This window comes from Bacillus cereus group sp. BfR-BA-01408 (assembly GCF_022663305.1).
Classification (GTDB): Bacteria; Bacillota; Bacilli; order Bacillales; family Bacillaceae_G; genus Bacillus_A; species Bacillus_A pacificus.
Genome location: NZ_JAKUFF010000002.1, coordinates 206765 through 218942, shown reverse-complemented (window position 1 = coordinate 218942; position 12178 = coordinate 206765). Strand labels below are relative to the sequence as shown.

Genomic DNA, 12178 nt, shown 5'->3' with positions numbered 1-12178 from the left:
TAGTTGTAATGTGCTAATGAGCGGTGAGGAGGGCAGGTCATGAATAAAGAAGAACAGGTCATGAACGGTTTTAGGGAATTATATAATAAGCTGGTTTGGCTTAATAAAGATAAGATGGAAGACGGTCTTAAAGGTTTTAAGTCTTCTGAGGTCCACTGCATTGAATATATTGAAAACAATGCAGATTCTAACGTGACACAACTCGCAGAGGCTTTTTATGTAACTCGTGGTGCTATAAGTAGGATGACTAAGAAGCTCATGAAAAAAGGCCTTATTGAAAGCTATCAAAAGTCAGAGAATAAAAAAGAGATCTATTTTAAGCTTACTGAACAAGGGAAAGAAATTTATAAAATACATGAAGACTTGCACAAAGAGTTTCAAGAGCGGGATAAAGTCGTATTTGAGCAAGTAACTGAAAAAGAATTCGACAGTATAATTAGCTTTGTGGAAAAGTATAGTAGACATTTGGATGCAGAAATAAAGAAACAGGGTATACATATTAAGTCGTAATAAATTTAAATAATAAAAAGGTAGCCTTACTCCTGAGAATAGGCTACCTTTTTATTATTGTGTTTTTGTTGACTAATCAACAAAACGGAGTTATTATTTTGTTGACAAAGCAACAAAATTTTTAAGGAGAGAAATTAAATGTCTATATTTAGATCACAAAATGAAAGGAAAACTGAAAAAAGCATAGATAAACATGCTTTACTATTCGGACTTATTTCTGTATTTCTTTGTGGTATAGGTTTCAGTATCATCATGCCTGTAGTCCCATTCTTAGTCCAGCCATATACAAGTAATCCGGAAGAACAAGCATTGGTTGTTACACTACTAACTTCCGTATATGCGGCCTGCGTGTTTTTAGCTGCTCCTGTACTCGGAGCTTTGAGCGATAAATATGGCCGTCGTCCATTACTTTTAATATGCTTATTTGGTTCTGCAATTGGGTACTTAGTTTTTGGAATAGGAGGAGCTTTATGGGTACTATTTGCTGGACGCATAATTGAAGGTATAACAGGCGGGAGTATAAGTACAATTTTTGCATATTTTGCAGATATTATTCCCCAAGAACAGAGAACGAAGTATTTTGGATGGGTGAGTGCAGTTGTAGGTGCGGGGACTATTATTGGACCAACTCTTGGGGGGTTACTTGCAAAGTTTGGTCATTCTGTACCTTTATACTTTGGAGCGCTCATAACTTTAATAAATGTTTTATATGGCATGAAATATATGCCTGAGAGTCTTGATAAAAATAATAGGTTAACAGAGATTACTTTTGTAAGGTTGAATCCTTTTGCGCAGCTAGCAAACATACTTTCCATGAAAAATTTAAAATGGTTACTTGTCTCAGCGTTTTTACTATGGATACCTAACGGATCTTTACAAGCAATTTTCACTCAATTTACGATGGATACTTTTAATTGGCAGCCTGCACTAATCGGAATTATGTTTTCAATTATGGGCTTTCAAGACATTATTTCACAAGCTTTTATAATGCCAAAACTTTTGATCAAGCTTAGTGATAAACAAATAGCGATACTTGGAATGGTATCGGAGATTATTGGATACAGTTTTATTGCAGTGTCTGCTTTGTTTTCCTTATATCCACTTTTAATCGTTGGGATGTTACTGTTTGGTTTTGGTGATTCAATTTTCGGGCCTTCATTCAATGGGATACTCTCAAAGTCTGTCAGTTCTAGTGAACAAGGAAGGATACAAGGTGGTAGTCAATCTATTCAAGCTTTAGCAAGAATGATTGGTCCAATTATTGGGGGACAAATCTATGTATCACTCGGCCATGCAGCACCTGCTTTTATGGGGATGATTCTTATAGTAGCGGCAATAGTAGTTTTATATAGGGGGACGCATGTAACTGCATAAAAACGAATGATAGGGTGTCGGAACTTAAGAATAAGTGCTGGCACCCTAATTTTCTAAGGGTAAAGAGCTAAGAGAATTTCTGTTGTTTCTGACACGATTTATCCTGTAAAAGTGCAATTCATGCAGGATAATATTTAGTGGCTGCAAAGAGTTTACCTTAATTAAAGATTGGTTGTCGTTGAAACTAGAAAAGTTAGGGTAAATGACTAACTATTTTAAGTCACGCCTGAGCTCAAGTAAATAATGACTCCATTTTTATTTTACTCTTTTCTCGAATTTCAGCGTCTGCATGGCGCATTACAAATTTATGCGCAATAGCAATTGCTAAAACATCATCTAATAAGCCAATCCCAATAATAGCAGCTATATCTGGAATGAAGTCGATTGTTAGCACGTAATAGGATAAAGCGGCTAATATGATAAATTTCGCTTTAGTAGGTAGCTCTTTTTTTCTCATTGTGTAGTATAAAATAATACTTTCATATACGCTAGATTTACCGAGATCTGCTGAGCTTTTCTTGAATTTTTTCCAAAGTGTTTGTTTCTCCATATAAACACTCCTTTTACAAAAAATAGATTTTTTAAAAGGATAGACAAAGAAGTGAGGAAATAATCAATTGTATTGGTTTTCTTAGTGTATATTTCCATAAAAATAAGGAATTACCTGTTCAAAATAATAGAATGTTGGTTATGTAACGACTCACAGTGTTTTGTTACATAAGTATGTACAGTAAAATGTATGTGGATGATTTATTAATTATTAAACATTAAATAATGGGTATGGGGGAGGAAAAATGAAAATAATAGAACTACCAATTGAATTCGAATTTAATGGACAAAAACAATGTATTTATCCAAGTTTAATTATATTACATAATGAATTAACATTAGTCGATACAGGATATCCAAGTTTTTTACCTTTAATTGAAAATGCAATTTTAAAACATGAATATGAGATGAAAAACTTAAAAAATATAATTATTACTCATTATGATGACGATCATATAGGGGCTTTATATGATTTGAAAGTGAAATATCCTCACGTTAATATTATTGCTAGTGAAATTGAATCCCACTACATTAATGGTGATATAAAATCGGAGAGACTAGTTCAAGCTGAAGACATGTTACAACGTATGCCAATTGAAGAGAAAGAATTTGGTGAGTGGTTTATACAACAATTAAAAAATATAAGACATGTTTCCGTCGATGGAAAAGTATGTGATGGTCAAATGATTTTGAATAATGAATGTCAAATAGTAGCGACATCAGGACATACTTCGGGACATATTTCATTATATTTTCCGAATTTAGATTGTGTAATTACAGGAGATGCGGCCGTTCAAGAGAATCGTGAGTTAGTAATAGCTAATCCGGATTTTTGCTTAGATATAGAAAAAGCGGAAGAGTCATTAAAGAGGATTAAAAACCTTAAAGCAACAACATATTATTGCTATCATGGAGGCAAGCTTACTATATAATTACTGTATAAAGCAATAAAGAAACCGATCTTTCCTATATTGAAAAGATCGGTTTTTTAATTCATAGATTCCGCAATTTGAATTAAATCCTTTACGTTATATTTGCCTTTTATATAGCGTTTGTTACCAATTGCAATTATATATTGAAAACCATTCTGCTGAAAGATAAGCTCATATGCTGAATCAACATGAGGATTATATAATGCTTTTATATTATTTTTTAAGGTGTAGAACTTAGCTCCCCTAAGTACATAGAAGCCTAATTTGTTTTGAACTGGTGAAACAGTGATTTTAAAAATCCCATTAATATCTTCATTGTAGTAGTGGAGGTTTAAGTAATCGTTATAGATGTACCCTTGAAATTCGTGAATTTCGAACGGGAATTTTGTAGGAGTAAGTATATGTTCCTTACACTTCATTTCATATTCTTTTACGATAGTAGCTTCTTTCATAAGTGGATTGGTTCCATTATAAATTTGATTAATTCGAGATATTTTATTATTTTTTGTTACTATTTCTAAAATGAAACCGATAGTAAATACATCATCATTGCCTTTGAAATAAGAAAGAAGAATTGTAGTATCTTCTTTTGGAGACGGTACTATTTTAATTTCATGAATTTGTTTATTTGTTTGGAAAGTAGGTAGTTCAACTCCATCTGTTACATATGACCTCATTAATTTTTTATCATTTTTCAGTAAAGCTTGTTTAAATTCACTTATCACATTTGTTTGAGCTTTTGCCATAATAATTGAGGTCGATTGAAAATATAGTAAGAAAAATACGCAAAAAATCTTTATGCATGTATTGGTCAATTTCATCACCCTGTAACTATATTTCCATAACATTGAAATATATATGTATAGGAGGGGAGAAAATGAGTTTATTGTTTGATGTAATTGCAGATATCATTTTATTTTACCCTCGAAATGACATGAAATTAAAACATAATATTGCAAAATTAAGTGAATTAGAGTGGTTTCGAAAGCTACACGAAGATACAAAGTATACAAAATTAATTTGGAGTAATAGAAAAATTAAGAAGTTTATTTTGTCTACTACTAATATGGAGGCATTAATTAATTCCGAGAAAAAACAAAAAGAATTTGTCCACCTAGTACACGATGAATATAAAAAAAGAAGATAAGAATTTTTTTATTTTTCATATTTAGCGAAACAAATGGTACAATGAAAGCTAATGTGAAAAATAAGGAAAAGAAGTGGTCTATTTGAAAAACTTTTTAGAATTAGGAATTAGTGAAACGTTTAATCATACATTACGTGAAAATGGAATTACAGAAGCAACACCGATTCAGGAGAAGGCAATTCCTGTTATTATGTCTGGTAAGGATATTATTGGGCAGGCAAAAACAGGCACGGGTAAAACATTAGCATTTGTGTTACCGATTTTAGAAAAAATCGATCCAGAGTGTAGTGATGTTCAGGCTTTAATTGTTGCGCCAACAAGGGAACTAGCACTGCAAATTACGAATGAAATTAAAAAAATGCTTGTTCAAAGAGATGATATTAATGTTCTAGCGATTTATGGTGGTCAAGATGTAGCACAGCAATTGAGGAAATTAAAAGGCAATACACATATTGTTGTTGCGACACCAGGACGATTATTAGATCATATACGACGTGAAACAATTGATTTAAGTAATCTTTCAACGATTGTATTAGACGAAGCGGATCAAATGCTTTATTTCGGTTTCTTATATGATATTGAAGATATTTTAGATGAGACACCTCGTAGTAAACAAACGATGTTATTCTCAGCAACGATGCCAAAAGATATTAAAAAATTGGCGAAACGTTATATGGATGAGCCGCAAATGATTCAAATACAAAGTGAAGAAGTAACGGTAAATACAATTGAGCAGCGTGTCATTGAGACGACAGATCGTGCAAAGCCGGATGCACTTCGTTTTGTTATGGATCGTGATCAGCCATTTTTAGCAGTTATTTTCTGTCGTACAAAGGTTAGAGCAAGTAAGCTATATGATGATTTAAAAGGGAGAGGTTATAATTGTGCTGAACTTCATGGTGATATACCTCAAGCGAAACGTGAAAGAGTTATGAAGAGTTTCCGCGAAGCTAAAATTCAGTACTTAATTGCGACTGATGTAGCAGCTCGTGGACTTGATGTAGATGGTGTAACACACGTATTTAACTATGATATCCCTGAAGATGTAGAAAGCTATATTCACCGCATTGGCCGAACAGGACGTGCAGGTGGATCAGGTCTTGCAATTACGTTCGTTGCAGCGAAAGATGAAAAACATTTAGAAGAAATTGAAAAAACGCTTGGTGCACCACTGCAAAGAGAAATAATCGAACAACCGAAGATAAAACATGTTGATGAAAATGGAAAACCGGTACCAAAGCCGGCTCCAAAAAAATCAGATCAATATCGTCAAAGAGATAGCCGTGAAGGTTCAAGAAGTGGTTCTAAAGGTGGCCGAAGAAACGATTCAAGAAATAGTTCGAGAAATGATAGTAACCGATCATTTAATAAGCCAAGTAATAAGAAAAGTAGTGCAAAACAAGGTCAGCAAAGACGTGGCCGTTAAATAGTTAGTATTCAAAAATAGTCGCAAAGCGTTGCGGCTATTTTTTGTTTTTATGCAACGAAGTCGATATAAGCACAAGAGTGATTGCATAGAAATAATCTTTGAAATTTCATTTACCGTATTAATAAATTTAAAATTCATAAAGGAAATAGAAAGTAAGATGGTGTATATGTACAATAACAGGAAACTTTTTACTAACTAAGCATATAATTTAAATAGACCGACAGTCGGTCTAGCGGGAAGGAGAACTTGAATGCGAATAGTAAAGGAGTATGAGGAGCGTAGAAAAGAAATTTTAGAAACGGCTGAACGCTTGTTTGTTACGAAAGGTTATACGAAAACAACAGTAAATGACATTTTAAAAGAGATAGGGATAGCAAAGGGGACGTTTTATCACTATTTTAAGTCGAAAGAAGAAGTAATGGATGAAATCATTATGAGGATCATTAAAGAAGATGTTGCTAAAGCGAAAGTAATTGTCTCTAATCCCAATATCCCAGTGTTAGAAAAGTTATTTCGAGTTTTAATGGAGCAATCGCCAAAATCAGGGGATGTAAAAGATAAAATGATTGAGCAATTTCATCAACCAAATAATGCGGAAATGCATCAAAAAAGTATAGTGCAATCCATTATTCATTTATCTCCTGTTTTAGCAGAGATTTTAGAACAAGGAATCGATGAAGGTGTATTTTCTACACCATACCCACAAGAAACGATTGAACTATTACTATCCTCCGCGCAAGTCATATTTGATGATGGGTTATTCCAATGGAAACCGGAAGAAATGATGAGAAGAGCGAAAGCTTATATTAAAATGATGGAAGTATCTGTTGGAGCGAAAGAAGGATCCTTTGATTATATGATGGAGGTTTTAATGAAGCAGAAATAATGCTTTTTTGTTTGTTTATTATAGACCGACAGTCGGTCTAAATTAAAGGAAGGGTGTGATTATAATGTCTATTAGTATAAAACCTTCGATGAAGGATTTTTATTTAATGGTGAGTGGACAAATTATTACTATTTTAGGTTCAACACTTTTACGTTTTGCTCTGTCATTATATGTGCTAGATATAACAGGGCGTGCTGATATATTCGCAGGATTATATGCGGTAACGAGTATTCCGTTTTTGCTAGCTCCTCTTGGCGGTGCGATAGCAGATCGTTTCAATCGCCGTAATGTAATGGTTATATTTGATTTTATAAACGCTGCGATTGTATTAAGTTTTATAGTTTTGTTATTTACTGGATCTGTATCTATTTTATCGATTGGAACAATTATGTTTTTACTAGCGATTATTAGTGCAATGTACGCACCGGTAGTAATGGCCAGTATTCCGCAATTAGTTCCAGAGAAAAAGTTAGAACAAGCGAACGGTATCGTAAATGGTGTGCAAGCATTATCTAATATAGTTGCTCCTGTATTAGGAGGAATATTATACGGCATAATTGGTTTGAAAATGCTCGTCATAATAAGCTGTCTTGCTTTCTTTTTATCTGCGATTTTAGAAATGTTTATTACAATACCTTTTATAAAGAGAGTGCAAGAAAGTCATATCATACCGACAATTGTAAAGGATATGAAAGAAGGGTTTATATACGTTTTAAAACAGCCATTTATTTTGAAATCTATGCTTTTAGCCGCATTACTAAATTTAATACTGACGCCGCTATTTGTTGTTGGTGCTCCAATTATTATACGAGTCACAATGGAAAGTAGCCACACGTTATATGGAATTGGAATGGGATTGATCGATTTTGCTACTATAATAGGTGCATTATCAATAGGTTTTTTTGCGAAAAAGCTACAGATGAAAACATTGTATTATTGGATGATTTTAATAGCTTTATTAGTAATACCAATGGCACTATCAGTTACACCATTTATTCTTAATTTAGGATACTATCCACCATTTATCCTCTTTATACTTTCTTCTATTCTAATTGCAATGATCATGACAATTGTATCCATCTATGTGATTACTGTAGTTCAAAAGAAAACACCAAATGAAAACTTAGGAAAAGTAATGGCAATTATAACAGCGGTATCCCAATGTATGGCACCGATTGGGCAAGTCGTTTATGGTTTTATGTTTGAAGAATTCAGTATGAAAATTTATTTACCTATATTAGTTATTAGTTTCATAATGTTATTAATAGCGGTTGTGACGAAGAAAATACTATCGAATGAAGGGAACTAGCTTAATATGATTAGGAGAATGTTAAAAAGAGATTTCTCTCAAAATAAAATGATAATTACCATTTTATTTATGTTTATCATGTTATCAAGTCTTTTAATGGCTAGTGCTTCAAGTAACGTTATAAATCTATTGAACTCAATGGAGCAATTGGTTAAAGTATCAAACGCACCGCATTTCGTACAAATGCATGCCGGAGAAGTAAATCAAAAGTCAATTGATTCCTTTGTAGAAAAAACTCCGTTTGTAAAAAAACAACAAACGGCTGAGATGGTCCAAATAAACGGATCTAACATTTTTATAAAGAAGAAAAATGAAGCGGAACATAATAGTGTAATGGACATAAGCTTCGTTAAACAAAATAGTAAGTTTGATTTTTTATTAAATTTAAATAATGAAGTGGTTGATGTTAGGAAAGGGGAAATAGGTGTACCCATTTATTATATGCAAAAATATAATTTGCGTATTGGAGATAAAATATGGGTTGATAAAAATAAGAATGAACTAGAATTTACTATTTCAGCATTTGTTCGTGATGTTCAAATGAATCCATCAATTGTTAGTTCAAAACGATTCGTAATAAGCAATGAAGATTTCAAAAGAATAAAAAGGAATTTTGGAGAAAGCGAATATCTTATTGAATTCCAGCTAACTGATGTAAATAAAATAAATGAATTTGAAAATCTATACGAGTCATCGAACTTACCCCAAAAAGGTCCCTCTATTACGTATTCACTATTTAAAACACTCAATTCATTAACAGATGGAATAGTAGCTGCGGTACTTATCATAATAAGTGCATTATTAATGTTAATTGCAATGTTATGTATTAGATTTACGATTACTACTTCGATGGAAGAAGATTATCGGGAAATTGGTGTTATGAAAGCTATTGGCATTACAAGTAAAGATATTCAAAAACTATATGTAACAAAATATGTTGTTATTTCAGCTGGTGGGTGTATATGTGGATATATACTTTCCCTATTTGTTACAAAGATATTCACTTCGAATATCACTCTTTATATGGGGGCAGCAGATAAAAGTATTTTACACAATGTTGTGCCATTCATAATTACAACACTGTTATTTTTAGTCGTTATCTTGTTCTGTCGTATCATTTTATGGAAATTTAGGGGAATTACAGCAATAGATGCTTTACAATCAAGAGATAAAATAGGGAAAAGAAAGATTAGAAACTCTTTTTCACTCAATCGATCTAAATTTAAAAATGTAAATATATTTATTGGTATACAAGATGTTATAAAAAGATTTAAGTTATATCGCGTATTAAGTATCGTATTAATAATAGCTGTGTTTATGATTGTTGTACCTGTTAATTTTTTGTATACGATTCAGTCACCGAAGTTTGTTAATTATATGGGAACAGGAAAAAGTGATATTCGAATAGATTTACAGCAAACTGAAAATATAGAGAAACGATTTAAGGACGTTATATCATATTTACGAAATGATGATGAAGTAGAAAAATATGCAACATTTGTAACGAGTACATTTAAAATGGTAAGCGCTGATGGTACACATGAAAACTTACATGTAGAAGTGGGAGACTTCACTACATTTCCATTAGACTATATGCAAGGTAGGGCACCAAAAAATGAAAATGAAATTGCTCTTTCTTATATGAACACAAATGAATTAAAAAAGAATGTAGGGGATTCTATCGTTTTATTTGTTGATGGGAAAGAGAAAACACTTACGATTAGTGGTATGTATCAAGATGTAACAAATGGCGGGAAAACAGCTAAAGCGAACTTTTCTTATAATAACGAAAACATATTATGGTATGTAGTAAATGTAGATTTAAAGTCTAATGTTGATTTGCAAGAAAAAGTGAAGGAGTATAAACAAAATTTTAGTTCTGCAAAAATAACAGATACGAATGATTATTTAACGCAAACTTTAGGAGAGACAATTAAACAATTAAGACTCGTGACTCAAGTGGCTATTTTGATTGCGATATTGATATCAGTTTTAATTACTGCAATGCTTTTTAAAATGTTATTAGCAAAAGATTCTTCGCAAATTTTAATTATGAAAAATATCGGTTTTTCTAGTAAAGATATTCGTATACAGTATATAACACGTTCTATCGTCATTGTATTATTAGGCATTGTGATAGGGACATGTATAGCTGCTACGTTTGGTGAAATGTTAGTAAGTCGGTTAGGCTCATTTATGGGAGCAGCTCATATAAAGTTTGTCGTAAATCCTATCGTTTCTTATATAATATGCCCAGCGATATTATTTATATGTGTGACTGCAACAACACTTTTCAGTAGTTTTACTATAAAGCACACAAACGATGTAAAGCCAAATGGGGAGTAGGGGTGTAAAACTTGAAAAAAATTGTAGAAGTAAAGCAAGTAAACAAAACATATTCAATAGATGGAAATGCAAATTATCACGTGCTAAAAAATATAGATTTAGAGGTTTATGAGGGAGAATTTGTATCGGTTATGGGGCCTTCTGGTTCTGGGAAATCGACGTTACTATATAATATTAGTGGAATGGATCAAATGTCATCAGGAAGTGTGAAAATTGGTGGTAAAGAAATATCTTGTATGAAAGAAGAAGCGTTAGCCAAGTTGCGCCTTACTGAAATAGGATTTATTTTTCAGCAGAGTAACCTTCTTAGAAACTTGAATCTATTTGATAATATCATTTTGTCAGCATATTTAGCGAAGTGTGAGAGTAAGAAAATAGTAAATAAACGTGCTCTAGCGCTAATGGGGAAAATGGGGATAAGTGATATAGCGTCTCATTATATAACCGAAGCATCTGGAGGGCAATTACAAAGAGTTTCTATTTGTAGAGCGCTCATTAATAATCCAAATATTATTTTTGCTGATGAGCCAACGGGTGCTCTAAATTTAAAATCAACAGAAGAGGTAATGCAAATTTTATTAAATATTAACCGTGATGGAACGACTATTATGTTAGTGACTCATGATGTAAAGGTAGCAGCGAAAACAGAAAGAGTTCTTTTTATGGCGGACGGAGAAATTGTGAGTGAAATACAGTTAGGTAAGCTTAGGAACGATGATTTAAAAGCGCGAGAAGAGAAGTTGTTAAAATGGTTAGCTATACTTGGATTTTAAAAAGAAAAACTCCTATTGAATGTAGGAGTTTTTCTTTTTGTCTGAAAGTTCTGAAAGGTGTATAATGATTTTCTGACTATTTAAATTTGGAGGGATACAAGTGAAAAATGAAACGTTGCATAATCAAGAAGATATTATTAAAATGCTTGATTCATTATTAAGACCAGCAGAACCATTTTGGAATGAATTTTATGCGAATAGAGAAAAAGATGTTCCGTTTTTTGAAAACGTTCCAGATGAGAACCTAGTTTCGTATATAAATAAAAATTGGGTTTCAAAAGGAAAAGTACTAGAACTTGGATGTGGTCCGGGTAGAAACGCAATTTATCTAGCAAATGAAGGGTTTGATGTAACGGCAGTGGATTTATCTATAGAAGGCATTAAATGGGCGAAAGAGCGGGCTTTAGCAAAAGGGATAGAAATTGAATTTATTTGTGATTCAATTTTTAATTTAGAGGTCCAAAATGAATTTGATTTTGTATACGATTCGGGTTGTTTACATCATATTCCACCACATAGAAGAATAAATTATGTGGATTTAATTAAAAACTCATTGAAATCAGGTGGTTATTTCGGATTAACATGTTTTGCGGCAGGCGATTTAGATGAGCGAAATGGCTCAGAAATAACAGATTGGGACGTATATAGAGGATGGAGTCTGCAAGGTGGTCTGGCTTATTCGGAAGAGAAATTAAGAGAGGTATTTAAGGGATTTGAAGTGATTGAAATTAGAAAAATGAAGCAAATTGAACAACCGAATACTATGTTTGGAGAATCATTTCTTTGGACAGCATTATTTAAGAAGAAATAAGGAAGTAGATAATTGACAAACTCATCGTTTTTATAGACAATACACTTACGGGAAAATACGTTCGGTTTTGCTGGCCGATGTATATTTTGCATAAATACATAACAAGGGGTTG

At 32.6% G+C, this 12178-nt stretch carries 12 protein-coding genes; 10 read left to right on the top strand and 2 right to left on the bottom strand.

Going from position 1 to position 12178, the window contains the following annotated elements; translation table 11 throughout:
• Nucleotides 1-39 precede the first annotated feature (39 nt).
• Nucleotides 40-510, top strand: coding sequence for a MarR family transcriptional regulator (locus MR083_RS02390; RefSeq protein ID WP_001030893.1), 471 nt, complete (start codon nt 40-42; stop codon nt 508-510).
• Between the two features lie 138 nt (nt 511-648).
• On the top strand, nt 649-1884 hold the full coding sequence (locus MR083_RS02385) for an MFS transporter (protein ID WP_242268417.1): 1236 nt from the start codon (nt 649-651) through the stop codon (nt 1882-1884).
• Between the two features lie 232 nt (nt 1885-2116).
• Here MR083_RS02385 and MR083_RS02380 read toward each other — a convergent pair whose 3' ends face one another.
• Nucleotides 2117-2434 (bottom strand): YkvA family protein, encoded by a 318-nt coding sequence (locus MR083_RS02380; RefSeq protein WP_000415064.1) that lies wholly within the window; start codon nt 2432-2434, stop codon nt 2117-2119.
• A 244-nt stretch (nt 2435-2678) separates the two neighbouring features.
• Here MR083_RS02380 and MR083_RS02375 point away from each other — a divergent pair, with 244 nt between their 5' ends.
• Nucleotides 2679-3365 (top strand): MBL fold metallo-hydrolase, encoded by a 687-nt coding sequence (locus MR083_RS02375; protein WP_000691152.1) that lies wholly within the window; start codon nt 2679-2681, stop codon nt 3363-3365.
• Between the two features lie 56 nt (nt 3366-3421).
• Here the strand turns inward: MR083_RS02375 and MR083_RS02370 are convergent, their stop codons facing one another.
• Nucleotides 3422-4213 (bottom strand): hypothetical protein, encoded by a 792-nt coding sequence (locus MR083_RS02370; protein WP_011040338.1) that lies wholly within the window; start codon nt 4211-4213, stop codon nt 3422-3424.
• A gap of 29 nt (nt 4214-4242) precedes the next feature.
• Here MR083_RS02370 and MR083_RS02365 point away from each other — a divergent pair, with 29 nt between their 5' ends.
• From MR083_RS02365 to MR083_RS02335, 7 genes are all read left to right on the top strand, one after another.
• Entirely contained in the window at nt 4243-4512 is a 270-nt protein-coding gene (locus tag MR083_RS02365) for a hypothetical protein (RefSeq protein ID WP_000054532.1), read from the top strand.
• 73 nt (nt 4513-4585) lie between these two features.
• Nucleotides 4586-5938 (top strand): DEAD/DEAH box helicase, encoded by a 1353-nt coding sequence (locus tag MR083_RS02360; protein ID WP_242268415.1) that lies wholly within the window; start codon nt 4586-4588, stop codon nt 5936-5938.
• Nucleotides 5939-6191: 253 nt separating this feature from the next.
• Nucleotides 6192-6827 carry a TetR/AcrR family transcriptional regulator gene (locus MR083_RS02355; protein ID WP_016717511.1) on the top strand — a complete coding sequence of 212 codons (636 nt, stop codon included), beginning with the start codon at nt 6192-6194 and terminating at the stop codon, nt 6825-6827.
• A gap of 61 nt (nt 6828-6888) precedes the next feature.
• Nucleotides 6889-8136 carry an MFS transporter gene (locus MR083_RS02350; protein ID WP_116733357.1) on the top strand — a complete coding sequence of 416 codons (1248 nt, stop codon included), beginning with the start codon at nt 6889-6891 and terminating at the stop codon, nt 8134-8136.
• Nucleotides 8137-8142: 6 nt separating this feature from the next.
• A complete protein-coding gene (locus MR083_RS02345; RefSeq protein WP_242268414.1) occupies nt 8143-10482 on the top strand; it encodes an ABC transporter permease in 2340 nt (779 codons plus the stop codon).
• Between the two features lie 11 nt (nt 10483-10493).
• Nucleotides 10494-11255, top strand: coding sequence for an ABC transporter ATP-binding protein (locus MR083_RS02340; protein WP_000724598.1), 762 nt, complete (start codon nt 10494-10496; stop codon nt 11253-11255).
• A gap of 100 nt (nt 11256-11355) precedes the next feature.
• Nucleotides 11356-12066: a class I SAM-dependent methyltransferase gene (locus tag MR083_RS02335; protein WP_014893742.1), complete on the top strand. Its 711-nt coding sequence runs from the start codon at nt 11356-11358 to the stop codon at nt 12064-12066.
• Nucleotides 12067-12178 lie beyond the last annotated feature (112 nt).

Excerpts from the sequence above, each read along its gene's own strand:
- MR083_RS02390 (WP_001030893.1), top strand. The coding sequence starts at position 40 with ATGAATAAAGAAGAACAGGTCATGAACGGTTTTAGGGAATTATATAAT.
- MR083_RS02385 (WP_242268417.1), top strand. The coding sequence starts at position 649 with ATGTCTATATTTAGATCACAAAATGAAAGGAAAACTGAAAAAAGCATA.
- MR083_RS02380 (WP_000415064.1), bottom strand. The coding sequence starts at position 2,434 with ATGGAGAAACAAACACTTTGGAAAAAATTCAAGAAAAGCTCAGCAGAT.
- MR083_RS02375 (WP_000691152.1), top strand. The coding sequence starts at position 2,679 with ATGAAAATAATAGAACTACCAATTGAATTCGAATTTAATGGACAAAAA.
- MR083_RS02370 (WP_011040338.1), bottom strand. The coding sequence starts at position 4,213 with ATGTTATGGAAATATAGTTACAGGGTGATGAAATTGACCAATACATGC.
- MR083_RS02365 (WP_000054532.1), top strand. The coding sequence starts at position 4,243 with ATGAGTTTATTGTTTGATGTAATTGCAGATATCATTTTATTTTACCCT.
- MR083_RS02355 (WP_016717511.1), top strand. The coding sequence starts at position 6,192 with ATGCGAATAGTAAAGGAGTATGAGGAGCGTAGAAAAGAAATTTTAGAA.
- MR083_RS02345 (WP_242268414.1), top strand. The coding sequence starts at position 8,143 with ATGATTAGGAGAATGTTAAAAAGAGATTTCTCTCAAAATAAAATGATA.